The following is a 25,556-nucleotide window of genomic DNA, read 5'->3' on the forward strand; positions in this document are numbered from 1 at the left end:
GGCTTGCCCCCGATGGGGGGTGTCAGTCAACGATGCTGTGACTGACATGGCGCTATCGGGGGCAAGCCCCCTCCCACATGGGTTATACGCTGGTTTTTTGAATGGGCTCTTCCACCGGCACATGCATGCGATCCCGATTCGCCAGGGTCGGGAACAGCTTGATCCACACCCCAGTCACCACCAGCGTACCGATCCCGCCCATGACCACGGCGGGCACGGTGCCGAACCAGTGGGCGGTAATCCCGGATTCGAACTCGCCCAATTGGTTGGACGCGCCGATGAACAGGCCGTTGACGGCACTGACTCGCCCGCGCATTTCATCCGGTGTCTCCAACTGCACAAACGACGCGCGGATCACCATGCTGATCATGTCCGCCGCCCCGAGCACCACCAGCACCGCCAGGGAAAACCAGAAGGACGTGGAGAGGCCGAAGGCGATGGTCGCCACGCCGAACACGCCCACGGCAGTGAACATCACACGGCCTACATGGCGGTCCACCGAGAACCGCGCCAACCACAGCGACATCAACAACGCTCCCACGGCCGGCGCCGACCGCAGCAGGCCCAGGCCCCAGGCACCCGTCAGCAGGATGTCCTTGGCGAACACCGGCAGCAACGCGGTGGCGCCGCCCAGCAGCACGGCAAACAGGTCCAGGGAGATGGCGCCGAGGATGTCCGGGCGACTGCGGATAAAACGGATGCCGGCCAACAACGAGTCCAGGGTGGCCTTGCCTTTGTTGAGCGGCGTCTGGCGTGCGGGCAGGTTGAGGGTCAGCACGCAGGCAATGAGGTACAGCACCACCGTGGGGCCATACACCCACACGCTGCCAAACGCGTAGAGCAAACCGCCGAGCGCCGGCGCGACGATGGTTGCCAACTGCTGGGCCGACTGCGACGACGCCACGGCCCGTGGGAACAACGCGCTGGGCACGATGCTTGGCAACATGGCCTGGGTGGTGGGCATTTCAAACGAGCGCGCGGCGCCGAGCAGAAAGGCGAGGATAAAGATCATCTCGCGGGTCACGTTGCCGGTCAGGCCGCCAATCGCCAGGCTCAGGGCTATCAGCGCCTGCACGGTCTGGCAGATGGCCGCGACCTTGCGCCGCTCATAGCGATCGGCCACGTGCCCGGTGTGCAACATGAACAGCACGCGCGGCACGAATTCCACCAGGCCAACCAATCCCAGGTCCAGCACATTGCCGGTCAGTTGGTAGAGGTTCCAGCCGATGGCCACGGTGAGCATCTGGAAACCGCTGGCAGTAAAGATGCGCGCCAGCCAGAACGCGATGAAAGGGCGGTGATGACGCAACAGCAACGCGGGTTCACTAGGCATCGGGGCTTCAGGTCAGGGCTGGAGGAGGGCCGAGATTATCATTAAGTTGTAACAGATAGTTGCAACAACTGAGCTGAGGCAGTCTGTCACGCGGCAAAAGACCACACAGTTCATTCCTGAAAATGGGACTACTCTTTTAGCAATGCTTGATCCAGATCAATGCCCGCCCGGGCATTGACCTGGCGGCCTCAGGGCCAGATTCCCTACGCGATGGTTAAAAAAAGAAACGAATTGAAATTCGCCAGACTCCATATCCGTGGGGGCAGTGGGTGCAGGCTTCCGCCAGCAGCCGGTATTACCTGACAGAGGAAGACTTATGTTCGGTTTGGAGGCGCTAGATCTCGCCCGAATTCAATTTGCGTTCACCATCTCTTTCCACATCCTGTTCCCGGCGATCACCATCGGCCTGGCCAGTTACCTCGCGGTGCTGGAAGGCTTGTGGCTCAAGACCCGTAACGACACCTACCGTGACCTCTACCATTTCTGGTCGAAGATCTTTGCCGTCAACTTCGGCATGGGTGTGGTCTCCGGCCTGGTCATGGCTTACCAGTTCGGCACCAACTGGAGCCGCTTCTCGGACTTCGCCGGCGCGGTCACCGGGCCGCTTCTGACGTATGAAGTGCTCACGGCCTTCTTCCTTGAGGCCGGTTTCCTCGGCGTAATGCTGTTCGGCTGGAATAAGGTCGGGCGCAACCTGCACTTCTTCTCCACCGTGATGGTGGCCGTCGGGACGCTGATTTCCACGTTCTGGATCCTCTCGTCCAACAGCTGGATGCAGACGCCCCAGGGCTTTGAAATCATTGATGGCCGGGTGATTCCGACCGATTGGTTTGCCGTCGTCTTCAACCCGTCGTTCCCCTATCGCCTGGCGCACATGGCCACCGCAGCCTTTGTGGCCACCGCGTTCTTCGTCGGCTCCTCGGCGGCCTGGCACTTGTTGCGCGGCAAGGACAACCCGGCGATCCGTAAAATGCTCTCGATGGCGATGTGGATGGCCTTGATCGTCGCGCCTATCCAGGCGGTGATCGGCGACTTCCATGGCCTTAACACCTTGAAGCACCAGCCGGCGAAAATCGCTGCGATTGAAGGTCACTGGGAAAACATCGGCAACGAACCCACGCCGCTGATCCTGTTTGGCTGGCCCGACATGAAGGCCGAAAAAACCAAGTACGCGGTGGAAATCCCCTATCTGGGCAGCCTGATCCTGACCCATTCCCTGGACAAACAGGTGCCGGCGCTCAAGGAGTTCCCGCCTGAGGACCGCCCAAATTCGACCATCGTGTTCTGGTCGTTCCGGGTCATGGTCGGCCTGGGCTTCCTGATGATCTTCACCGGCCTGTTCAGCCTCTGGCTGCGCCGGGGCGACAAAATGTACACGTCCAAACCGTTCCTGTACCTGGCGTTGTGGATGGGCCCGTCCGGCCTGATCGCGATTCTCGCCGGCTGGTTCACCACCGAGATCGGCCGCCAGCCGTGGGTGGTCTACGGGCTGATGCGCACGGCGGACGCTTCTTCCGGGCATAGCCTGGCGCAGATGACGATCACCCTGGTGTTGTTCGTGGTGGTGTACTTCGCGCTGTTCGGTGCGGGGCTGGGCTACATGATGCGCCTGGTGCGCAAAGGGCCCCAGACCCACGAAGGCAGCGAACCTACCCACGGTGGCCCTGGCCAGAAACGCACGCCGGCTCGTCCGTTGTCTGCAGCCGATGACGGTGCCGACGACGATCACGCGCACATCCAGCACAAGGGGAATTGAGATGGGTATTGATCTTCCGCTGATCTGGGCCGTGATCATCATCTTCGGCATCATGATGTACGTGGTCATGGACGGCTTCGACCTGGGTATCGGCATCCTCTTCCCGTTTATCCCGGGCAAGACCGACCGTGACGTGATGATGAACACCGTGGCGCCGGTCTGGGACGGTAACGAAACCTGGCTGGTACTCGGCGGCGCGGCGTTGTTCGGCGCGTTCCCGCTGGCCTATTCGGTGGTGTTGTCGGCGCTGTACCTGCCGTTGATCCTGATGCTGATCGGCTTGATCTTCCGTGGCGTAGCGTTCGAGTTCCGCTTCAAGGCCAAGGACCATAAACGTCACCTGTGGGACAAGGCGTTCATCGGCGGCTCGCTGGCCGCGACGTTCTTCCAGGGCGTGGCGTTGGGGGCGTTTATCGATGGCATCCCGGTGGTCAACCGTCAGTTCGCGGGCGGTTCGCTGGACTGGGCCACGCCGTTCACGATGTTCTGCGGCGTGGCGCTGATCGTTGCCTATGCGTTGCTCGGCTGCACCTGGCTGATCATGAAGACCGAAGGCCCGCTTCAGGAAAAGATGCACAACCTCGCGCGGCCGTTGGCCTTCGTGGTGCTGGCGGTCATCGGCATCGTGAGTATCTGGACGCCACTGACGCACCCGGAAATCGCCTCGCGCTGGTTCACGCTGCCGAACCTGTTCTGGTTCCTGCCGGTGCCGATCCTGGTGCTGGTGACCATGTACGGGCTGATCCGCGCCGTGGCGCGTAATGCGCACTACACACCGTTCCTGCTGACGCTGGTGCTGATTTTCCTGGGCTATAGCGGTTTGGGCATCAGCCTGTGGCCGAACATCATTCCGCCCTCAGTGTCGATCTGGGACGCTGCCGCGCCGCCGCAAAGCCAGGGCTTCATGCTGGTGGGCACGTTATTCATCATTCCGTTCATCCTGGGCTACACCTTCTGGAGCTACTACGTGTTCCGCGGCAAGGTCACCCACGAAGACGGTTATCACTAGGAGGGTCGTTCCATGTCCGGCAAACCTTCGTTGCACGAGATTGAACAGGCCGAGAAGCAGCCGCTGTGGCGGCGCCTGGGGTGGCTGGCGATGATCTGGACCGGCAGCGTGCTGGCCCTGTTCGTCGTGGCCAGCCTGATGCGCATGTTCATGAATGCGGCCGGCCTGACGACCCACTGACATCCCGATCCGGGCCTCGCGGCCCGGCTTTTCAACCCTGCTTTTCGCAAGAGGAGCAGGGTTTTTTTATTTGCGCGCTTTGAGGATCACGAATTTCGGCGTGGTGGCGACTTGCTCGACACCCCGGAACAAGCGCGCAAGCTTGGTGTGGTAACCCAGATGACGGTTGCCGACTATATAGAGGGCGCCGCCTACCACCAGGGCGTCCCGTGCCTGTTGGAACATGCGCCAGGCAAGGAAGTCACCGACCACCTGTTGCTGATGGAAGGGCGGGTTGCACAGCACCACGTCCAGCGAGTCGGGCGCCTGCCCTGCCAGGCCATCGCCGGCGCGTATGACCGCCTCGCGCTGGCCGAGGGCGGCGTGCCAGTTTTCCTGCGCCGATTGCACGGCCATGTAGGATTCGTCCACCAAGGTGTAGTGCGCCTCGGGGTTCTGCAGCGCGCTGGCGATCGCCAGTATGCCGTTGCCGCAGCCCAGGTCTGCCACGCGGGCACTGCCCAGGTTCTTCGGCAGGTGTGGCAGGAACGCCCGGGTGCCGATGTCCAGGCTTTCGCGACAGAACACATTGGCGTGGTTCAGCAATTCAATGGCCGGTGCGTCCACGGTGTAGCGGGTGGGGTAGGGCGAGACGGCAACGGGGCGGTCTTCAACGGAGGCGATCAGCAAACGCGCCTTTTTTACCGCAAGCGACGCTTGCATCGGCCCGATGTAACGCTCCAGCAATTCGCCCGCCGCCCGTGGCAAATGCTTGATCATCGCCCCGGCGATGACTTCGGCACCCGGTGCCAGTTGGCCCTGCAAGCGAATCAGTTGTTCTTCCAACAAGGCCAGGGTTTTCGGAACGCGGATCAGCACGCGATCGAAAGGCCCGGCCAGGGTCTGATTGGCGGGAATGAACGGCACGGCGTTAAACGTCTTGCCATTGCGCACCAGGTTTTTCTCCAGACCCTGGGCCGCGAGGAACGAGTCGCCGCTGGAGGTGACCTGCACCTTGCCTTCGAGACTGGCGGCCAGGGCGCCAAAGCTGTCATTGAGGACCAACACGCGGGTGCTGGCGTTCGGCGTTTGATCGGCCAAATGGCTCAGCAGGTATTCGTCGGCAGCGTCGAAGGCTTGCAGCGGATCGTTATGTTGCTCTGGCTGGCGGATCAGATCGAGCTGGGCGAAAGGGCTTTCGAGCAGGGGCATGGCGGGACAGGCTCTGGGTAAACGATGGGTGTTCGGCAGTCATGGGCCGAACCGTCTGAGCGAACGTCGAGCGGCACCTGGGGGGCTGCTCATCACTCAGAACCGGGCGTAAATGTTACGTTTTTTTCAGAGCGATTACATGCGGTGTTTCTGCCACGGTTAGAACAGCCCCGCTTTGGAGGCACAGAGCACGGCGGCAATCTTGTTATTGACCCCGAGTTTCTTGAACGTACTGCTGATGTGAAACCCCACCGTACGCTCCGACAGACAAAGGATGGTAGCGATATCCGACGCTGTCTTGCCCATGGCGGACCACTTGAGAATTTCAGTTTCCCGTGGCGTCAGCTTACTCGGTGGCAGGGCGCTGGGTTTACCGGCGTATTTTTGCGCCACGACGGCATGCATGGCATGGCACAGCCACAAGACGTGGCCCGCCTTTTCATACAACTCTACCGGGCTTACATCGTCGGTGCCACGGCTCAGGGTCAGCATGCTGAACACACCCTGGAAATCATGCACGGCCTGGGTCCATGCCACGTTCACATTTAAGGTTTGGGCCAAGGACCATAGGCTGGGTGCATCTTTAAATAAGGTTCCCTCCCAGACGACGGGTAATACACATCGCTTGCAGTGTTTAACAACGGGATCTACATCGAAGTAGCGCGCTTGGTTATACACGGTCGTCCATTCTTTCGGATAGTTGGTGAATTCAATCGGATTGGTTTGGTTTTCGGATACCTGCGAGCTCATTTTGAAGGAACAATATTGGAAGCCGAGTTCATACGTTTGGTTGATAACCATCTCAAATACACTGGTGATCTCGTTCTCGCCTTCCAGTTTGGGGAGTCTAGTGTTGCGCCAGTTAAGCATTGGTAACTCTCCATGGGTTTTCTCTGACTTGGGGTACGTCCTGGACCCCCAACGCTGTACGCCAGTGAGTGTAGGACAGGGCCTACATTGCGAAAGGAAATTTTTGTTCTTACGCGGCAGGGTTTAAGGTTTTTTCACTGGATGTTTAGTACGCCTCAAAAAGGCGTCATTTAGTTTCTTACGGTTTTTTAGTGGGTTGGGCACGCTGTAATGCTCAACTAACAGTATGTTTGTGACGTTGTGATACACGCTAATAGCGAAATGTTTTGGGATTGGTATTAAATTGCCACTGTTCTGTGGGTTTACGATGCCACTACCAACCATAGGTGTTTCCACAGGCGACTTTGAGGGACACTAGGGCACCTGTAGAACGGAGCCCCCCATGACGGCCAGTGCTGAGAAATTTACCCGCCAGACCTTGCTCGATGTGCAATCGCTGACCCCCAGCCTGTTTACGCTGCGCACCACCCGCGACCCAGGCTTTCGTTTTACCGCCGGCCAGTTCGTGCGCCTGGGGGTGACCAAGACGGATGGCAGCACCGTATGGCGCGCCTATTCCTTGGTGTCTTCGCCGTTTGATGAGCACCTGGATTTCTTCTCGATCGTCGTCCCGGAGGGTGAGTTCACCAGTGAACTGAGCCGCCTGAGAGTGGGCGATACCTTGATGGTGGAGCGCCAGGCCACGGGGTTCCTGACCTTGAATCGCTTCGTCGATGGTCGCGACTTATGGCTGTTGGGCACCGGTACTGGCGTGGCGCCGTTCCTGTCGATCCTGCAGGACTTCGAAGTCTGGGAGAAATTCGAGCGCATCATCCTCGTCTACAGCGCGCGCGAAGCCAGGGAGTTGGCTTATCAGTCGCTGATCAAGGCACTGGGCGAGCGCGAGTACCTGGCTGAGCATGCGCATAAGCTCACCTACATCCCTATCGTCACCCGTGAGCAACATCCGGGCGCGCTGAATGGGCGTATTACCACGTTGATCGAAAATGGCGAGCTGGAGCGCGCGGCCGGCGTCGAACTGACCCCGGAACATTCCCGCGTGCTGATTTGCGGTAACCCGCAGATGGTCGATGACACGCGCCAGTTGCTCAAACAGCGCGACATGAATCTGAGCTTGAGCCGCCGCCCTGGCCAGGTGGCCGTGGAAAACTACTGGTAATAAAAAAGGCGCCTCAAGCAGGTAATGCCAGTCAGTTAAGGGTGAGCACCGTACCTGTGGCGAGGGAGCTTGCTCCCGCTGGGTCGCGAAGCGGCCCCAGCTCTTTGTTTCAAAAGACTGGGACTGCTGCGCAGTCCAGCGGGAGCAAGCTCCCTCGCCACAGGTTACTGTTCGCTCTTGCTGCTTCTTAACTGACTGGCATTAGCCTCAAGCAGGCGCCTTTTTTCCAAGCCTGTACTTACGGAAGCGGCTTGTCATTCTGCGCCTTGAGCAGATCGCGGATCTCACCCAGCAATACTTCTTCCTTGGTCGGCGTTGGTGGCAGGCTAGGCGCTACCGCCTCTTCACGCTTCAGACGGTTGATCGCCTTGACCCCCATGAAGATCGCAAACGCGACGATCACAAAGTCGATCACGCTCTGGATGAACTTGCCGTATGCCAGCACCACCGCAGGCACATCGCCCTGCGCCGCCTTGAGCGTGATCGCCAGGTCGCCGAAGTCCACGCCACCGATCAACAGACCAATGGGCGGCATCACCACGTCGCCTACAAACGAAGAAACAATTTTGCCGAAGGCTGCGCCGATGATGATACCGACGGCCATGTCGACCACATTACCTTTGACCGCGAAGGCCTTGAACTCACTGATCACGCCCATAGGTTATTCCTTGTTACAGATGAGAAGGGTGGCACTTAGTGTAAGTCAGTCGTAGCGGGCTTGCCTGACACAACCGCTAACACTGTTAGCTTTAATCGACACATTAAATCGCAAATAGTTTGCAAAGTGCCACCAATCGCGCGCGAAATACGCGTGGCATCAGTGGCTTACCAGATTATTTTATTAATCGGGTTGGTATGGCTTTTCTATTTATCTTCTGGCGCTCGGGTCACTAGCCTCTGGCAAGCACAACTGAATGTGCACTAAAAAAACCAGAGGAAACCCTGATGAAAACCCCAATGACCCGCGGGCCTGTTGCAGCGCGAACCGCGCTGGTACTGGTGACCGCCAGCCTGCTTTCCCTCTCAGTGCAAGCCGCTAACCTGACCCGCGATAATGGTGCCGCTGTCGGCGACAACCAGAACTCGCAGACCGCCGGCGCTAATGGCCCGGTGCTGCTGCAAGACGTGCAGCTTATTCAAAAGCTGCAACGCTTTGACCGCGAGCGCATCCCCGAGCGCGTGGTACACGCCCGTGGCACCGGCGCCCACGGCACCTTCACCGTCACTGACAGCCTCAGCGACCTGACCAAGGCCAAGGTATTCGCAGCCGGCGAAGCCACCCCGGTGTTTGTGCGCTTCTCCGCCGTAGTCCACGGCAACCACTCCCCGGAAACCCTGCGTGACCCACGCGGTTTCGCCACCAAGTTCTACACCGCCGACGGCAACTGGGACCTGGTCGGCAACAACTTCCCGACGTTCTTTATCCGTGATGCCATCAAGTTCCCGGACATGGTCCACGCCTTCAAGCCGGACCCGCGCACCAACCTGGATGACGATTCCCGTCGCTTCGATTTCTTCTCCCACGTACCTGAGTCCACCCGTACGCTCACCGAGCTGTACTCCGACTCCGGCACCCCGGCCAGCTACCGGGAGATGGACGGCAACGGCGTGCACGCCTACAAGCTGATCAACGCCAAGGGCGAGGTGCACTACGTCAAGTTCCACTGGAAGAGCCTGCAAGGCATCAAGAATCTTGATCCCAAGCAAGTCACCGAAGTGCAGGGGCGTGACTACAGCCACATGACCAACGACCTGGTCACCCATATCAACAAGGGCGACTTCCCCAAGTGGGACCTGTACGTGCAGGTGCTCAAGCCTGAAGACCTGGCCAAGTTCGACTTCGACCCGCTGGACGCCACCAAGATCTGGCCGAATGTGCACGAGCGCAAAGTTGGACAGATGGTGTTGAACCGTAACCCGGCCAACGTCTTCCAGGAAACCGAGCAGGTGGCCATGGCCCCGGCCAACCTGGTGCCGGGCATCGAGCCGTCGGAAGACCGCCTGCTGCAAGGCCGCGTGTTCTCCTACGCCGACACCCAGATGTACCGCCTGGGCGCCAACGCCCTGCAACTGCCGATCAACGCGCCACGGGTGACCGTCAACAACGGTAACCAGGACGGTGCACTCAATACTGGCAAGACCACCAGCGGCGTGAACTACCAGCCAAGCCGCCTGGAACCTCGCGAAGAGCCACAGACCGCGCGTTACAGCCAGTCGGCGCTGTCGGGCAGCACCCAGCAAGCGAAGATCCAGCGCGAGCAGAACTTCAAGCAGGCCGGTGACCTGTATCGCTCTTACAGCCCCAAAGAGCGTCAGGACCTGATCGATAACTTCGGCGGCTCCCTGGCCACCACGGATGACGAAAGCAAGCACATCATCCTGTCGTTCCTCTATAAGGCCGACCCGGAATACGGCACTGGCGTGACCAAAGTCGCCAAAGGTGACCTGGCGCGCGTGAAAGCGCTGGCTGAAAAACTGACTGACTGATCCGTTGGTTGCGGTCGACGCCCATGCCTGGGCGTCGACCCTTGCAGGAGAACACCTCATGCGTATCTCTATCGGTTTGCTGATGGCCATGCTGGCCTTTGTCGCCCAGGCCGAGTCCCCTGACCCGGTGGCGCTCAAGGCCCAGTTGCAAGACTACTATTTCGACGCTGCCCGGCGGGGCGATATCGACATGCTCAATACCTTTATCGACTCCGGCTACAGCCTCAACACTCAGGACGACAAGGGCTACACCGCGCTGATCCTCGCCGCCTACCACGGGCAGGGCCCGTTCGTGGAACGCCTGCTCAGCGCCGGCGCCGACGCCTGCGTGCAGGATAAACGTGGTAACACCGCACTGATGGGGGCGATTTTCAAAGGCGAACTGAAGATTGCCCAGCGCCTGCTCGCCACCGACTGCAACCCCGACCAGCGCAACGGCGCCGGGCAGACTGCGGCCATGTACGCCGGGCTGTTCAAGCGTGTCGAGTTGCTGGACGAACTCAAAGCCAAGGGCGCGGACCTCAATGCTGAAGACCCGATCGGCAACAGTGCTTCACGATTGGCCAGCGGTGAAATCCGGACCCCGGCGCCGCGCTGAGCTATCATCGCGGTTTTTCAGTTGGAGGTTCTCAAATGGCAAAGGCCAAGCGCATGTACGGCTGCACGGAGTGCGGCGCGACCTTTCCCAAGTGGGCCGGCCAGTGCACCGAATGCGGCGCGTGGAACACCCTGACTGAAACCATGATCGAAAGCGGCGGCGCGGCGGCTCCCACCGGCCGTGCCGGCTGGACCGGCCAGCAGGCGCAGATCAAGACCCTGGCCGAAGTCAGCGTCGAAGAAATCCCGCGCTTCTCCACAGCCTCCGGTGAGCTCGACCGCGTGTTGGGCGGCGGCCTGGTGGACGGCTCGGTGGTGCTGATCGGCGGTGACCCTGGTATCGGCAAGTCGACCATCCTGTTGCAGACGCTGTGCAGCATCGCCAGCCGCATGCCGGCGCTGTATGTCACGGGCGAAGAATCCCAGCAACAAGTCGCTATGCGCGCCCGCCGCCTGGGCTTGCCCCAGGACCAACTGCGGGTGATGACCGAAACCTGCATCGAAAGCATCATCGCCACGGCCCGGATCGAAAAACCCAAGGTCATGGTGATCGACTCGATCCAGACGATTTTCACCGAGCAACTGCAATCGGCGCCGGGCGGTGTATCCCAGGTGCGTGAGAGCGCCGCGCTGTTGGTGCGGTATGCCAAGCAGAGCGGCACGGCGATCTTCCTGGTCGGCCATGTGACCAAAGAGGGCGCATTGGCCGGGCCACGCGTGCTGGAGCATATGGTCGACACCGTGCTGTATTTCGAAGGCGAATCCGATGGCCGCCTGCGTTTGCTGCGAGCGGTAAAGAACCGGTTCGGCGCAGTGAATGAGTTGGGCGTGTTCGCCATGACTGACCGCGGATTGAAAGAAGTCTCCAACCCGTCGGCGATTTTTCTGACCCGCGCCCAGGAAGAAGTCCCAGGCAGTGTGGTGATGGCGACGTGGGAAGGTACTCGCCCGATGCTGGTGGAAGTGCAGGCGTTGGTGGATGACAGCCATCTGGCCAACCCGCGCCGCGTGACGCTGGGCCTGGATCAGAACCGGTTGGCGATGCTGCTGGCGGTGCTGCACCGTCACGGTGGTATTCCGACCCACGACCAGGATGTGTTCCTTAACGTGGTGGGCGGGGTCAAGGTATTGGAAACCGCCTCCGACCTGGCGTTGATGGCGGCTGTGATGTCGAGCTTGCGCAATCGGCCTTTGCCTCACGACCTGCTGGTGTTTGGCGAAGTCGGGCTGTCGGGCGAAGTTCGCCCGGTGCCAAGCGGCCAGGAGCGCCTCAAGGAAGCAGCCAAGCACGGCTTCAAGCGCGCCATCGTGCCCAAGGGTAATGCGCCGAAGGAGTCGCCGCCGGGGATACAGATTATTGGGGTGACGCGCTTGGAGCAGGCGTTGGATGCACTTTTCGAGTAGATCAAGGATGGATGCAATGCAACGATCGAGTAGGTGGGGCGTAATCGCCTTGTTTATCGCCTTGGCCGGGTTGCCTGCGATGGCATGGGCCGACGGGGCCAAGCTGCCGGCCGGTTACCGCCTGGCCCAAAAACTGGTGACGCAAGACGGCAGCGTCTTGCAGGTACTCGAAGATCAACGCATCAGCGCCCAGATGCACAAGGACAGTTGGGGCAGTGGCCTGGATGAGGATTCGTTCGACGAACCCGGTGACCTGGTAGAAAACCCGCTGCTCGGAGCCCAGGTGCGATTGCTGTCGGCGTCGGGGGATTTAGTCGCGCACGACGACCTCGGTTATCCTTTGGCCGAGGTCAAGAAAGCCCCGCTCAAAGGCCTGCCGGACGCGGTGTATTTTCTGATCATTGATCAGACCGCGCCAATGGGGAGTTACAGTGGCCCGGCGACTCAACTGCTGCTGCCGGCCAAGCAAAAACTTGAGCCTATGAGTTACAAGGACGCTGACGGCAAGGTCAAAACGCTGACCTTGGCCCAGACCGGCAAGGCCGCGTGGCGGGTTGCATCGGCGGTCAAAGGTGGCGCGGATGAGCTGCTGCAAGTTTCTTCATTTATGGACGGTGATGGCGAGGATGATTTTGCCACCCGCTACCAAACCTATCGTTTTGTGGATGGGCAGTGGCAGGTCGCGGTGAGCCAGAAAGCGGGTTACTGGGACACGGAAAGCGACTTCCCCACGCGTACGGCATTTCCCTGAACGGTCGTTTTTCCCGTGAGAGAACCGCTACCAGAAGAGCATTTTCAACGCCAAGGCAACGACGACGACATTGAAAGCGCTCTCCATCCACTTATCGCCTTTCTGTAGAGCAAACTTGGCGCCCGCATTGGCGCCCACCAGCGTGCCTATGATCAGGCAACATCCGTACTGCCAATTAATGATGCCGCTGATACCGAATATTATTAACGATCCCACTGAGAGGATGAGACCTCCGACTTTCCGAGTACCCATTGACTCACTGATCGTTTTTTTAAAAAAAATAATATACAAATAAGTTGATAACTTGGCTTGTCCGCCAAATAAACCGCCAATCATGCCCACGGGAACAAACAGTACATAGCCGCAAAAGCGCCTGAGCGATGAGGGTGTAGCCTTCGGCGAATGAGGCTTCCTGATGAGTGAAAGTGCCACCAAGAGTAGCGTCAGGCCGCCAATGATTTTATGCAGCAGCGCGGGGTCTATTTGCACGAGCAGACTTGCACCGATCAAGGCGCCCGCCAACCCAAGTGCCGCCGCGGGGGCCGCTAGCCTGTAATCCACTTTTCCACTGTTATGAAAGTGCCTCAAGCCGGCGAACATAGTGCCTACCGAAGCCAGTCGAGCGGTCGCTATCGAAGACTGAGGAGGTATGCCAAGCCAGATCATCACTGGAACGGTTAGAAATACGCTGCCTCCCGTATTGGTTCCGATAAAACCCGTTATAACACCCAGCAGCACCAACCCAGCGCCTGTCAGCCATTCATGCTCAACCATAATGGCGGTTCATACCTCCAGCAAAGCACCCAGCTCTCGCTCCAACTCTTCCTGGTCGCCCAGATTCAACTCGATCAGCCGCCGCAAGTGGCTGATCGACTCCAGATCGATGTCTTTGCACACAAAACCCAGTTGCCCATGATCCTCATGGGTCAGTCGCACTTGCATCTTTATATGCGCCTTGGGATCCAGGCGTATGTCGACATCGAACGGCAGCGCCTTATTGCCCTTCCAGTCTTCGGGCCGTTGCACCAACAGGCCCTTCAGCGACAAATCTACTAATTGCACTGGCCATTCGTGCCCGTTTTGCCGAAGTTCGGTCTTGGCATCAAAGGCGATCCGGCGAAAACGACGGCGGTCAGACGGCTGCTCGGTCATGGTGAAACCCTCTGTGGTTAGAAGGATTGTAGCCCTGCGCCATCTTCGGGCCGTTATTTCTGCTTTTTTTGCCCCTAGAAGGCTCTAGACCAACGTAGGGGGGTGGCCTTTAAGGCCAGTAGCGCTAAACTCCGGATGGCTGTCCTTTCTGTCCACCCTGGCTGGAATATAAAAATGAAAAATAATAATAGCCTGCTACGCCACCTACCCTGGCTGGTGCTGGCAATTGTAGGAGCGTGCGCCCTAGGCGTAGTGGCCTTGCGCCGCGGCGAGGCGATCAACGCCTTGTGGATTGTGGTCGCGGCTGTGGCCATCTACCTGGTTGCGTACCGTTACTACAGTCTGTTCATCGCTAACAATGTGATGCAACTCGACCCACGGCGGGCCACCCCCGCAGTGCTCAACAACGACGGTCTGGACTATGTGCCGACCAACAAACACATCCTATTCGGTCACCACTTTGCCGCGATTGCCGGTGCAGGCCCGCTGGTCGGCCCGGTGCTGGCGGCGCAAATGGGCTATCTGCCCGGCACGCTCTGGCTGATTGCCGGCGTGGTCCTGGCCGGTGCCGTGCAGGACTTCATGATCCTGTTCCTGTCCACGCGTCGTAACGGCCGTTCCCTGGGGGATATGGTTCGCGAAGAGATGGGGCGCATCCCCGGCACCATCGCGCTGTTTGGCTGCTTCCTGATCATGATCATCATCCTCGCGGTGCTGGCGCTGATCGTGGTCAAGGCCCTGGCCGAGAGCCCGTGGGGCATCTTCACCGTGATGGCGACCATCCCGATCGCGATGTTCATGGGCATCTACATGCGCTACATCCGCCCGGGCCGCATCGGTGAAATCTCGATCATTGGCGTGCTGTTGCTGCTGGGTTCGATCTGGCTGGGTGGGCAGATTGCTGCTGATCCGGTGTGGGCCAAGGCCTTCACCTTCACCGGGATCCAGATCACCTGGATGCTGATCGGCTACGGTTTCGTTGCAGCGGTACTGCCGGTGTGGCTGATCCTTGCACCGCGTGACTACCTTTCCACCTTCCTGAAAATCGGCACCATCATCGCCCTGGCCATCGGCATCCTGGTGACCATGCCCGACCTGAAAATGCCGGCACTGACCCAGTTCATCGACGGCACCGGCCCGGTGTGGAAGGGCGGCTTGTTCCCGTTCCTGTTCATCACCATCGCCTGCGGCGCGGTCTCGGGTTTCCACGCGCTGATTTCTTCGGGCACTACGCCCAAGTTGTTGGCCAGCGAAAGCCATGCCCGCTACATCGGTTATGGCGGCATGTTGATGGAATCGTTCGTGGCCATCATGGCGATGGTTGCCGCTTCGGTGATCGAGCCTGGCGTTTACTTCGCCATGAACAGCCCGGCCGCTATTGTCGGTACCGACGTGGTGACCGTGGCGCAAACCGTCAGCAGCTGGGGTTTTGCAATTACCCCTGAAGCCCTGTCGGCCGTGGCCCATGACATCGGTGAAACCACCATCCTGGCGCGTGCCGGCGGTGCACCGACCCTGGCGGTAGGTATCGCGCAGATCCTGCACAGCGTACTGCCGGGTGAAAACACCATGGCGTTCTGGTACCACTTTGCGATCCTGTTCGAAGCGCTGTTCATCCTGACCGCCGTCGACGCCGGTACCCGTGCCGGTCGCTTCATGCTGCAGGACTTGCTGGGCTCCTTCGTGCCCGCGCTGAAACGCACCGAGTCATGGACCGCCAACCTGATCGCGACCGCCGGTTGCGTGGCCATGTGGGGTTACCTGCTGTACCAAGGCGTGATCGACCCACTGGGCGGCATCAACACCTTGTGGCCGCTGTTCGGTATCTCCAACCAGATGCTGGCGGGTATCGCGCTGATGCTGGCGACCGTTGTGCTGATCAAAATGAAACGCCAACGCTACATCTGGGTGACCATGCTGCCGGCCGTCTGGCTGCTGATCTGCACCACCACCGCGGGCTTTATCAAGCTGTTCGACGCCAACCCGGCGATCGGCTTCCTGTCGCTGGCCAAGAAGTACAGCGATGCGTTGGCCAATGGTCAGATCCTGGCCCCGGCCAAGAACATCGACCAGATGCAGCACGTGATCTGGAACGCCTACACCAACGCAACGCTGACGGCGCTGTTCCTGTTCGTGGTATTCAGCATCCTGTTCTATGCGCTCAAGGTCGGCGTCGCCGCCTGGGGCAACAAAGAACGTACGGATAAAGAAGCCCCGTTCCAGGCTGTTCCGGACGCGTGATTGAGGATTGCAACCATGTTCAATGACATCAGTCGCCTCGGTAAATACCTCGGTCAGGCCGCGCGCCTGATGGTCGGCATGCCCGATTACGACACCTACGTCGAGCATATGCAAACCAAGCACCCGGACAAACCGATGATGGACTACAAGGCGTTCTTCCGGGAACGCCAAGAGGCCCGTTACGGCGGCAAGGGTGGGCCCAAGTGCTGCTGACTCGGTAACCCGCGCTAGCAGTGGTTTGTTGTGGGAGGGGGCTTGCCCCCGATAGCGATGTGTCAGTGACATACCAGTGCCTGACACACTGCTATCGGGGGCAAGCCCCCTCCCACATTTGTTTTTGTATTCCCCCAAGGAGAATATTTTGTCCTCTCCCATTCCAGTAACCATCCTCAGCGGCTTCCTCGGGGCCGGCAAGACCACCTTGCTGCGCCACCTGCTCAAGGCCGAGCATGGCCTTAAAATCGCCGTGATCGAAAATGAATTCAGTGACGCCGGTATCGACACCCAGCTCTTGGGCGCCGAACCGGTGCAAGTCATGACCCTGTCCAACGGCTGCGTGTGCTGCACCATCCACACCGACCTGACCAAAGCCCTGTACCTGCTGCTCGAGCGCCTGGACAGCGGCGAGATCGCCTTCGACCGCCTGGTGATCGAGTGCACCGGCCTCGCCGACCCCGCCCCCGTGGCCCAGACCTTTTTCATCGACGAGGAACTGCGCGAGCGCTACATCCTCGATGGCATCATCACCTTGGTGGACGCCGCCCACGCTGAACATCACCTGACCCAGACCATTGCCCAGGCCCAGATCGGTTTTGCCGACCGCCTGCTGGTGAGCAAACGCGACCTGGTGGATGACGCCACCTTCGATGCGCTCAGCGAACGCCTCACGCGCATCAACCGCCGTGCGCCGATACGCGTGGTGGACCATGGCATCATTGACCTGGCTGAACTGCTCGATGTGCGCGGTTTCAACCTCAACGCCGGCATGAGCCTGCGCCCGGTGAGCGCCGCGCCGTCCGTCGACCGTATTTCCAGCCTGGTGCTGCGTACCGAGGAACCGCTGGATATCGACCGGCTCAGTGAGTTCATGAACGAACTGCTGGAAGACCATGGCAAGCAATTGCTGCGTTACAAGGGCGTGTTGAACATCGCCGGGGAAGACCGGCGCATGGTGTTCCAGGGTGTGCTTAAGCTCTACGGTTTCGATTGGGATACCGAGTGGGCCGAAGGCGAGGCACGGGAGAGTGTGATTGTGTTTATTGCCGACGAATTGCCGGAAGACAAGATTCGCGAAGGGTTTGCAAAGGTCTATCAACCCTGACTTGACCTGAAACACAGTCAAAAATGGGGGAGGGGTCTTGCACAGGTTGAGAATGCAGTGTTTTCAAGCATAAAAAAGCCCGGCTCAAGCGCCGGGCTTTTTAGTCAAGCAACTGCAATCAAGCGCCGTACACCGGCAGCTTCTTGCAGATGGCCTTGACCTTCTCACGCACCGCGTCGATCACGGCTTCGTTGTTCAGGTCAGCCAGGATGTCGCAGATCCAGCCAGCCAGTTCCTTGCACTCCGCTTCCTTGAAGCCGCGAGTGGTCACCGCCGGGGTGCCGAAGCGCAGGCCCGAAGTCACGAACGGCGAACGTGGGTCGTTCGGCACAGAGTTCTTGTTCACGGTGATGAAGGCTTTGCCCAGGGCAGCGTCAGCATCTTTACCGGAAATGTCCTGCTTGATCAGCGACAGCAGGAACAGGTGGTTCTCAGTACCGCCGGACACCACGTCAAAGCCGCGCTCGATAAACACGCTGGCCATGGTCTGGGCGTTTTTCACCACTTGTTGCTGGTAAGTCTTGAACTCAGGCTGCAGCGCTTCCTTGAAGCAGATCGCTTTGGCGGCGATGACGTGCTCCAGCGGGCCACCTTGGGCGCCAGGGAATACGGCGGAGTTCAGCTTCTTCTCGATCTCGGCGTTGGCGCGTGCCAGGATCAGGCCGCCACGTGGACCGCGCAGGGTCTTGTGGGTAGTCGTGGTCACTACGTCAGCGTAAGGCACCGGGTTCGGGTAGACGCCAGCGGCGACCAGACCGGCTACGTGAGCCATGTCAACGAACAGGTACGCGCCCACCTTGTCGGCGATGGCGCGGAAGCGTGGGAAATCCAGGATCTGCGAGTAGGCAGAGAAACCGGCCACGATCATTTTTGGCTTGTGCTCGACCGCCAGGCGCTCGACTTCGTCGTAGTCGATCAGGCCGTTGGCATCGATACCGTATTGAACGGCGTTGTACAGCTTGCCGGAGGACGAAACGCTGGCGCCGTGGGTCAGGTGACCGCCGTGGGCCAGGCTCATGCCCAGGATGGTGTCGCCGCCTTGCAGCAGGGCCAGGTACACGGCGCTGTTGGCTTGGGAACCGGCGTGCGGCTGGACGTTGGCGTAATCGGCGCCGAACAGTTCTTTTGCACGGTCGATGGCCAACTGCTCAACCACGTCGACGTACTCGCAACCACCGTAGTAGCGCTTGCCTGGGTAGCCTTCGGCGTACTTGTTGGTCAGAACCGAACCTTGAGCCTCCATCACCGCAGGGCTGGTGTAGTTTTCCGAAGCGATCAGCTCAATGTGCTCTTCCTGGCGCACGGCTTCTTGCTCCATGGCGGCGAAGAGATCGGCGTCGTACTTGGCAATAGTCAAATCACGGCTGAACATGGCGGTCCTCAAGGATCGGGGGCAGAAAAGGAGGGCATTCTAACCCAATGGGTTTTAGATGGCATATGAAAGGACATCATGTCGCGGACAAGCGGGGCTCATCTGGGATAGGCGGTGGCTGTGAGTGCCTAATCGGGGGCAAGCCCCCTCCCACAGTTGAATGTGTTCACAGATCAGAATGTGGGAGGGGGCTTGCCCCCGATTAGGCCAGTAGCCTCACCGCAGAATTTCAGTCGAACATGAACAGCGCATCATTGCTGAACTGCGCCTCGAACCGATTCGCCGGCATCGGCCGCCCGAACAAGTAGCCCTGCACCTCGTCACACCCATGCTCACGCAGGAAGTCCAGCTGCTCATGGGTTTCCACGCCCTCGGCGATCACGGCCAGGTTCAGGCTGTGCGCCATGGCGATAATCGCGCGGGCGATCTGCGCGTCCTGTTCGCCGGACGGTAGGCCGTCGACGAAGGTGCGGTCGATCTTCAACACATCGATGGGGAATTGCTTGAGGTAGTTGAGCGACGAATAACCCGTGCCGAAGTCGTCGACCGCAATGCTCAGGCCCAGGTTTTTCAGGCTGTCGAGGATATGCAGGGCTTCGTTGACTTCGCGCATCAGGATACTTTCGGTCAGCTCCAGCTCCAGGCACGCCGGCGGCAGGCCGGTGTCCTTGAGAATGGTGGCGATGCGCGTGCCTAACTGCCCGTCGGAGAACTGTCGGGCGGAGATGTTCACCGAGACTTTCGGCACGCGGACCTTGTTCTGGTGCCAGGTCTTGAGCTGGCGACAGGCTTCGCTGATCACCCAGTCGCCCACGTCCACCACCAGGCCCAATTCTTCCAGCACCGGGATGAAATCCCCCGGCGGCACCAGGCCACGTCGCGGATGACGCCAGCGCAGCAAGGCTTCGGCGCCGGTCAGGCGTTTGCCGTCGCCGCTGAACTGCGGTTGGTAATAGAGCACGAATTCGTTCTGGTCCAGGGCGTGGCGCAGGTCGCTTTCCAGCTCCAGGCGCTCCAGGGCGCTGGCGTTCATGTCGGCCTGGTAAAACTGGAAATTGTTCTTGCCGCGTTCCTTGGCGTGATACATCGCGGTGTCGGCGTTTTTCATCAACTGGCTCAGCTCGTTGCCGTCCTGCGGGCTGAGGGCGATGCCGATACTGGCCGTCACAAAGAACTCGCGGCCTTCCAGTACGAACGGTTTCACCAGGCTGGCGAGGATCTGCTCGGCCACATGGATCGCACGGTTGAGCGCCATTTCGCGGCTGATGCGCGGTTGCAGGAGCAAGGTGAACTCGTCGCCACCCATGCGCGCCACGGTATCGTCTTCGGCCACGCAGCCCAGCAGGCGCGTGGCCATTTCCTTGAGCATGCGGTCGCCGGCGGCGTGGCCCAGGGAGTCGTTGATCGGCTTGAAGCGGTCGAGGTCGAGGAACATCAACACCACCCACGACTTCTGCCGTTCGGCCGACTGCAACGCAGTGTGCAGGCGGTCCTGGAACAGCGTGCGGTTAGGCAGGTGGGTCAGGGCGTCGTAGTAGGCCAGGCGGTGGATGCGCTGCTCGCTGGCCTTGCGCTCGCTGATATCACTGAAGAAGCACACATAGCTGGCCAGGTCGCCTTCGTCGTCGAACACGGCGGTAATGCCGACCCAGGCCGGGTAATGCTCGCCGTTGCGGCGCTTGAGCCACACTTCGCCTTCCCAGGTGCTGTGCTGGTGCAACTGTTTGAGCACGTAGCGCAGGTGGGCTTCCTGCTGTTCGTCGACGGTGAGCATGTTCGGCAACTGGTCGAGTACATCGCTGACCTCATAGCCGCTGACCCGGCTGAACGCCTCGTTGGCTTGCACGATGTAACCGGCGGGGTCGGTGATCAGGATCGCCGAGGTGGAGTGTTCGAAGACCGTGGCCGCCATGCGCAGGTCTTTCTCGGCACGGCGTTGCTGGCTGATATCGCGGCCCACGCCAAGGATGCCTTCGAAGGCGCCGTGTTCGTCCCACACCAGCACCAGGCGTAACTCGATCGGCACTTTGCGACCGTCAGCGCGTAGGCAGTCGAACAGGAACAGTTGGGTTTGAATCTCATCGCGCAGCTTATTCAGTGCTTCGATATCGCCCAAGGCGCGGCTGACCTGTTCCACCAGGCTATAAATGCCGGTCAGTTGCTGCGGGTTGGCGATGATCGACTGCCAGCCGTTCTTGAACACCCAATCCACGTCATAGCCCAGCACGGCGTTGACCGAAGGGCTGATGTAATTGAGGGCCAACTGGCTGTCGGTGGAGCAGATCACGTCGCTGATGCTTTCGGCGAGCATGCGGTAGCGCTGTTCGCTGTCGCGCAGGGATTCGCTGGCTTCGATCTGATCGGTGATGTCCTTGGCCACGCCGATGATGCGGGTGATCTGCGCAGACTTGTCGCGGGCCAGGGCCTGTTCGCGTATGTCAAAACGCCGCCATTGGTTGTTGCGATGGCGAAAGCGCAACTGGCATTGCAATTGGGTGGTGTAGCCGACCTGGCGTTGTTGCTGGCGCAAGTCGTGGTAGTGCTCGGCGTCCTCGGGGTGCAGCAGGATTTCCCAGAAGTATTCGCCCATTTGCTGCAGTTCGGCTTTGTTATAGCCGAGGGTGTGGCCCAAATGGTGGTTGCTGAAAATCATGCGCTGGCTGATCACGTCCTGCACGTACAGGTGATCGGGGACGGTGCGCACCACGTCCGACCAGAAGCTTTCGCGCTCCACCAACGACAATTCGATCAGCTTGCGGCTGGTGATATCACTGATGCTGAGGATCACGGCCTTGGAGTCGTCCTGCTGCTCCGGCAGGCGCATCACCAGCCACAGGTACTGCTCGTTACCGGCAATGTCCTTGAGCTGGATTTCCAGCTCCAACTGGTGCTGTTGGGTCAGCACGGCTTCGAGGATCTGGTAGCCGATGGAGGTGGCGTTGCGCGGGCAGTCATCGATCAGGCGCTCCCAGGCCTCCTCGCAAGAGCCTACGTTGAGCAAGCGCACCGCCACTTGGTTGACCTCGGTGATGCGCAGTTCCTTGAGCAGTTGCTGACGCTCATCGGGGTTGTCCTGCAGCCAGGTGTGCAGTTGCTCGCGAGTCTCCAGTGGGGTCCTTTGGAAGAAGGCGTTCAGGCCTGACAGGTCAAGCACGCAAAGGGCCACGCCGGTGCCTTCGAAAATATCCTGGTAGCGTCGCCGCCCTTCATGCACCTGGCGCTGGCGACGGCGCATGTTCAGCAGCACGATTACCGGGATCAGCGAGAAGGCCAGGCCCAGCAGGCATTTGCCGATGAACGCCGGCAGCAGTTGTTCCAGCACGGCGGTGCGGTCGAACAACCCGCGCAGCTGCCAGTCGCTTTTGCTCAGGGGCGTGACCAGTACGCTTTTATTCAATTCGTCCGGGGTGAGGGCGGACGTCCACTGCGCCGGCATACCACTGTCGCGGCTGATGACGCGGTGGTTGAGGCGATTCTCGATGGCCCACATGGGGCGCAGGCCCTGACCGTCCTGGCGTGTGAGGTTTGCCAGGTAATTGGGCGACAGGCGCAGCGCCCAGTAAACCCTCGAGCCACCGCTGGGCTGGTGCAGCAATAAATAGATGAGGGTGCCGTCGTTGCTGTTGCTCAGGTAGTAGGACTGGCCGTGGCTGCGCTGCACCAACTCCTCGAGCAAGGCGCTGTCCTGGCTGTCACTGGCGCTGTCACTGATCACCGCGCCGCTGGGGGCGAGCAGGGCGAGGCTGCGCAGCTCCGGCAGCGAGCGCTGCAGGGTGCGCATCAACGCCTGTTGCTGTTCGCTGTCGCGCGGTGGTTCGATCATCGGCAGCAGGTTCAGGGCGATTTTTGCGCTCAGGGCCATGTTCAGGCTGATCTGTTCCGCCAGGTCGGCGCTGTAGTCGATGGTGTATTGCTGCTGGTTCTTCTGGTTTTGCTGCAGCTGGTCCAGCAGTTGCCAGAACAATAAAGCGAGCAGCATGAGGACGAGCGTCGCCAATGCGCCTTTGAGGGTGCCGTGCAGGGGCGCTCCCGGCGCAATATGAGCGGCGCGCAGGGGAGTTGGCGGCGTGACTTTGGACAAGCTGTGATCCTGCGGTTTGGCTGGACTGGCGCGCGACGTGCACTATAAGCCGGACGCCCGGAGGGCGGCTAGCATGCCTTGACTTGTGGCAAAGTGCCAGCCCCGCTTGGCGGGGACTAAAGCGCGCTGCCGGTATGGATCAGGCTGTCTGCCAGCCGGGTCAGGATCGCCAGCGTGAAGAGGCTGATCACCACAGAGGCTGCGCGGTTGATGGTGTGGGGCGTCAACCAGGCGTATCCGCCTCGTTTGATGCGGGCACCGAACAGTACCCAGGTGCAGCCCACCGGTATCACCACCAGCGTGAATTGTGCGACGAACTGCACATACAGGTTCACGTCGGCAAACGTCTGCATCGGGACGATGAACGAGACGATCAGCAAGCCCTTGGGGTTAATCAGCGTCAGCAAAAAGAAATGCAGTTTGGATACGCGTGCTGCAGGCGCGGAGTTGAGTGTTTCGTCGGGATTGCACCACAGCAGGTAGGAAGTCCTGATCAAATAACAGACCGAAGCGAACTGCACGAGCTTGAGCCCCCATGGCGCGCTGTCGCCCAGATGGCTGAGCAGGTAGCCCCAAAAGGATATTTGCACCAGGTACGCCAGGCATTCCAGCAGGCTCAGTGGCCAGGCGCGCCTGAACCCGGTGAGTAATCCCGAGCGCAATAGCAATGTGTTGGTGGGCCCCGGCATTAACAGCAGCAACGCGAGTGCAGACATGACGCTGAGCATGAAGGTTGTTTCCTGAAACCGCTGAGGGGGGGATGGCCGGCTAATCTAACAGATAGATTTCGATACGCTCGGTCACTTAGGTTAACCTTGAGGATTCGCAATGCTATGTACCGCGCCATGACGCTACGTAGGCCTGTTCTCACTTTTTCATGAGGTCCACATTTTGGCTCAATACGTCTTCACCATGCATCGGCTGGGTAAAGTTGTCCCTCCGAAGCGGGAAATCCTGAAAAATATTTCGTTGTCCTTTTTCCCAGGCGCCAAGATCGGCGTGCTCGGCCTCAACGGTTCGGGTAAGTCCACGCTGCTGAAAATCATGGCCGGCGTCGACACTGAGTTCGAAGGCGAAGCCCGCCCGATGCCCGACCTGAACATCGGCTACCTGCCACAGGAACCCATCCTGGATCCGACCAAGACCGTACGTGAAGTGGTCGAAGAGGCCGTCAGCGTCATCAAGGACGCCCAGGCGCGCCTGGATGAAGTCTATGCCGCCTACGCCGAACCGGATGCCGACTTCGACAAGCTGGCAGCGGAACAGGCCAAGCTTGAAGCCATCCTGCAGGCCGGCGACGGTCACAACCTGGAGCGCCAGCTGGAAGTCGCCGCCGACGCGCTGCGCCTGCCGGCCTGGGACGCCAAGGTCGAATTCCTGTCGGGGGGTGAAAAACGTCGTGTGGCCCTGTGCCGCCTGCTGCTGTCGGCTCCCGACATGCTGCTGCTCGATGAGCCTACCAACCACTTGGACGCCGATTCCGTCGCCTGGCTGGAACATTTCCTTCACGACTTCCCGGGCACCGTGGTTGCGATCACGCACGACCGGTACTTCCTGGACAACGTTGCCGGTTGGATCCTCGAGCTCGACCGCGGCGCCGGTATCCCTTACGAGGGCAACTACTCCGGTTGGCTGGAAGCCAAGTCCGACCGTCTGGCTGCCGAATCCAAGCAACAATCGGCGCATGAAAAAGCCATGAAGGAAGAACTGGAGTGGGTGCGCAAAGGCGCCAAGGCCCGCCAGTCCAAATCCAAGGCCCGTCTGCAACGCTTCGAAGAAATGCAATCGCAGGAATTCCAAAAGCGCAGCGAGACCAACGAGATCTACATCCCGGCCGGCCCGCGCCTGGGTGACAAGGTCATCGAATTCAAGAACGTTTCCAAAGGCTATGGCGACCGCGTGTTGATCGACAATCTGTCGTTCTCCATGCCAAAAGGCGCGATCGTCGGCGTTATTGGTGGTAACGGTGCGGGTAAATCCACCCTGTTCCGCATGCTGATGGGTAAGGAAACGCCGGATTCAGGCACTATCGAAGTCGGCGAAACCGTGCAGCTCGCCTGTGTGGACCAGAGCCGTGAAGACCTGGACGGCAGCAAGACAGTGTTCCAGCAGATTTCCGAAGGTTCCGACCAGATCCGTATCGGCAACTATGAAATCCCGTCGCGTACCTATGTCGGCCGTTTCAACTTCAAGGGCGGCGACCAGCAGAAGTTCGTCAAGGACCTGTCCGGTGGTGAGCGAGGTCGCTTGCACCTGGCCCTGACCCTGAAAGAGGGCGGCAACGTGCTGCTGCTCGACGAACCGTCCAACGACCTCGACGTTGAAACCCTGCGTTCCCTGGAAGAAGCCCTGCTGGACTTCCCGGGCGCTGCCATTGTGATCTCTCACGATCGGTGGTTCCTTGACCGCGTCGCGACCCACATCCTGGCGTACGAAGACGACTCCCAAGCGGTGTTCTTCGAAGGTAACTACACCGAGTACGAAGCGGACCGTAAAAAGCGTTTGGGCGAAGCCGCTGCCCAGCCGCACCGTGTACGCCACAAAAAACTCGCCTGATCTGGGTGGGTGGTGTGAAAGAGCGGAGCCTTCGGGCTCCGCTTTTTTTTGCGTCTTTTCTGGAAGACCGAGGTGGTTTAACTATTGGTACGCATC

General features: G+C 59.9%; 21 protein-coding genes. 12 read left to right on the forward strand and 9 right to left on the reverse strand.

Going from position 1 to position 25,556, the window contains the following annotated elements; all coding sequences use genetic code 11:
• Positions 1 to 82: 82 nt before the first annotated feature.
• On the reverse strand, positions 83 to 1,333 hold the full coding sequence (locus K7431_RS10960) for an MFS transporter (protein ID WP_015885996.1): 1,251 nt from the start codon (positions 1,331 to 1,333) through the stop codon (positions 83 to 85).
• A 316-nt stretch (positions 1,334 to 1,649) separates the two neighbouring features.
• Here K7431_RS10960 and K7431_RS10965 point away from each other — a divergent pair, with 316 nt between their 5' ends.
• Genes K7431_RS10965 through K7431_RS10975 form a run of 3 tightly spaced genes read left to right on the forward strand, consistent with a single transcriptional unit; the run spans position 1,650 to position 4,278 of the window.
• On the forward strand, positions 1,650 to 3,089 hold the full coding sequence (locus K7431_RS10965) for a cytochrome ubiquinol oxidase subunit I (RefSeq protein WP_015885995.1): 1,440 nt from the start codon (positions 1,650 to 1,652) through the stop codon (positions 3,087 to 3,089).
• 1 nt (position 3,090) lies between these two features.
• Entirely contained in the window at positions 3,091 to 4,098 is a 1,008-nt protein-coding gene (gene cydB, locus K7431_RS10970) for a cytochrome d ubiquinol oxidase subunit II (protein WP_015885994.1), read from the forward strand.
• Positions 4,099 to 4,110: 12 nt separating this feature from the next.
• A complete protein-coding gene (locus K7431_RS10975) occupies positions 4,111 to 4,278 on the forward strand; it encodes a DUF2474 domain-containing protein (protein WP_010206690.1) in 168 nt (55 codons plus the stop codon).
• A 66-nt stretch (positions 4,279 to 4,344) separates the two neighbouring features.
• Here K7431_RS10975 and K7431_RS10980 read toward each other — a convergent pair whose 3' ends face one another.
• The gene (locus K7431_RS10980; RefSeq protein ID WP_015885993.1) at positions 4,345 to 5,469 is read right to left on the reverse strand and encodes a methyltransferase; all 1,125 of its coding nucleotides are present in this window, start codon (positions 5,467 to 5,469) and stop codon (positions 4,345 to 4,347) included.
• Between the two features lie 159 nt (positions 5,470 to 5,628).
• Entirely contained in the window at positions 5,629 to 6,339 is a 711-nt protein-coding gene (locus K7431_RS10985) for a helix-turn-helix transcriptional regulator (RefSeq protein WP_015885992.1), read from the reverse strand.
• 382 nt (positions 6,340 to 6,721) lie between these two features.
• On the opposite strand from K7431_RS10985, the gene K7431_RS10990 reads away from it, so the two are divergent.
• The gene (locus K7431_RS10990) at positions 6,722 to 7,498 is read left to right on the forward strand and encodes a ferredoxin--NADP reductase (RefSeq protein ID WP_015885991.1); all 777 of its coding nucleotides are present in this window, start codon (positions 6,722 to 6,724) and stop codon (positions 7,496 to 7,498) included.
• A gap of 238 nt (positions 7,499 to 7,736) precedes the next feature.
• Here the strand turns inward: K7431_RS10990 and mscL are convergent, their stop codons facing one another.
• Positions 7,737 to 8,156: a large-conductance mechanosensitive channel protein MscL gene (mscL, locus tag K7431_RS10995; RefSeq protein WP_015885990.1), complete on the reverse strand. Its 420-nt coding sequence runs from the start codon at positions 8,154 to 8,156 to the stop codon at positions 7,737 to 7,739.
• 287 nt (positions 8,157 to 8,443) lie between these two features.
• Here mscL and katB point away from each other — a divergent pair, with 287 nt between their 5' ends.
• Genes katB through K7431_RS11015 form a run of 4 tightly spaced genes read left to right on the forward strand, consistent with a single transcriptional unit; the run spans position 8,444 to position 12,737 of the window.
• Positions 8,444 to 9,985: a catalase KatB gene (katB, locus tag K7431_RS11000; protein WP_015885989.1), complete on the forward strand. Its 1,542-nt coding sequence runs from the start codon at positions 8,444 to 8,446 to the stop codon at positions 9,983 to 9,985.
• Between the two features lie 58 nt (positions 9,986 to 10,043).
• Positions 10,044 to 10,583, forward strand: coding sequence for an ankyrin repeat domain-containing protein (locus K7431_RS11005; RefSeq protein ID WP_015885988.1), 540 nt, complete (start codon positions 10,044 to 10,046; stop codon positions 10,581 to 10,583).
• Positions 10,584 to 10,618: 35 nt separating this feature from the next.
• Positions 10,619 to 11,986 (forward strand): DNA repair protein RadA, encoded by a 1,368-nt coding sequence (gene radA, locus K7431_RS11010; RefSeq protein WP_003235145.1) that lies wholly within the window; start codon positions 10,619 to 10,621, stop codon positions 11,984 to 11,986.
• 16 nt (positions 11,987 to 12,002) lie between these two features.
• A complete protein-coding gene (locus tag K7431_RS11015; RefSeq protein WP_043205937.1) occupies positions 12,003 to 12,737 on the forward strand; it encodes a hypothetical protein in 735 nt (244 codons plus the stop codon).
• A gap of 27 nt (positions 12,738 to 12,764) precedes the next feature.
• Here K7431_RS11015 and K7431_RS11020 read toward each other — a convergent pair whose 3' ends face one another.
• On the reverse strand, positions 12,765 to 13,511 hold the full coding sequence (locus K7431_RS11020; RefSeq protein WP_015885986.1) for a sulfite exporter TauE/SafE family protein: 747 nt from the start codon (positions 13,509 to 13,511) through the stop codon (positions 12,765 to 12,767).
• Between the two features lie 9 nt (positions 13,512 to 13,520).
• Positions 13,521 to 13,889 carry a PilZ domain-containing protein gene (locus K7431_RS11025; protein ID WP_015885985.1) on the reverse strand — a complete coding sequence of 123 codons (369 nt, stop codon included), beginning with the start codon at positions 13,887 to 13,889 and terminating at the stop codon, positions 13,521 to 13,523.
• Positions 13,890 to 14,063: 174 nt separating this feature from the next.
• Here K7431_RS11025 and K7431_RS11030 point away from each other — a divergent pair, with 174 nt between their 5' ends.
• The 3 genes from K7431_RS11030 to yjiA all read left to right on the forward strand — a co-directional run bounded on the left by K7431_RS11030 (position 14,064) and on the right by yjiA (position 17,451).
• Positions 14,064 to 16,130, forward strand: a complete 2,067-nt coding sequence (locus K7431_RS11030) for a carbon starvation CstA family protein (protein ID WP_015885984.1) — start codon at positions 14,064 to 14,066, stop codon at positions 16,128 to 16,130.
• A gap of 15 nt (positions 16,131 to 16,145) precedes the next feature.
• The gene (locus K7431_RS11035) at positions 16,146 to 16,343 is read left to right on the forward strand and encodes a YbdD/YjiX family protein (protein ID WP_003176208.1); all 198 of its coding nucleotides are present in this window, start codon (positions 16,146 to 16,148) and stop codon (positions 16,341 to 16,343) included.
• A 148-nt stretch (positions 16,344 to 16,491) separates the two neighbouring features.
• Complete coding sequence (yjiA, locus tag K7431_RS11040; protein ID WP_015885983.1) at positions 16,492 to 17,451, forward strand: GTPase; 960 nt, start codon at positions 16,492 to 16,494, stop codon at positions 17,449 to 17,451.
• Positions 17,452 to 17,569: 118 nt separating this feature from the next.
• Here the strand turns inward: yjiA and glyA are convergent, their stop codons facing one another.
• The 3 genes from glyA to K7431_RS11055 form a co-directional block, all read right to left on the reverse strand.
• Positions 17,570 to 18,823 carry a serine hydroxymethyltransferase gene (glyA, locus tag K7431_RS11045; RefSeq protein ID WP_015885982.1) on the reverse strand — a complete coding sequence of 418 codons (1,254 nt, stop codon included), beginning with the start codon at positions 18,821 to 18,823 and terminating at the stop codon, positions 17,570 to 17,572.
• A 229-nt stretch (positions 18,824 to 19,052) separates the two neighbouring features.
• A complete protein-coding gene (locus K7431_RS11050) occupies positions 19,053 to 22,904 on the reverse strand; it encodes a sensor domain-containing protein (protein WP_015885981.1) in 3,852 nt (1,283 codons plus the stop codon).
• A gap of 116 nt (positions 22,905 to 23,020) precedes the next feature.
• Complete coding sequence (locus K7431_RS11055) at positions 23,021 to 23,632, reverse strand: LysE family translocator (RefSeq protein WP_015885980.1); 612 nt, start codon at positions 23,630 to 23,632, stop codon at positions 23,021 to 23,023.
• A 163-nt stretch (positions 23,633 to 23,795) separates the two neighbouring features.
• Here K7431_RS11055 and ettA point away from each other — a divergent pair, with 163 nt between their 5' ends.
• Positions 23,796 to 25,460, forward strand: a complete 1,665-nt coding sequence (gene ettA, locus K7431_RS11060) for an energy-dependent translational throttle protein EttA (protein WP_015885979.1) — start codon at positions 23,796 to 23,798, stop codon at positions 25,458 to 25,460.
• Positions 25,461 to 25,556 lie beyond the last annotated feature (96 nt).

The organism is Pseudomonas fluorescens group sp., assembly GCF_020093335.1.
Lineage (GTDB): Bacteria > Pseudomonadota > Gammaproteobacteria > Pseudomonadales > Pseudomonadaceae > Aquipseudomonas > Aquipseudomonas petroselini.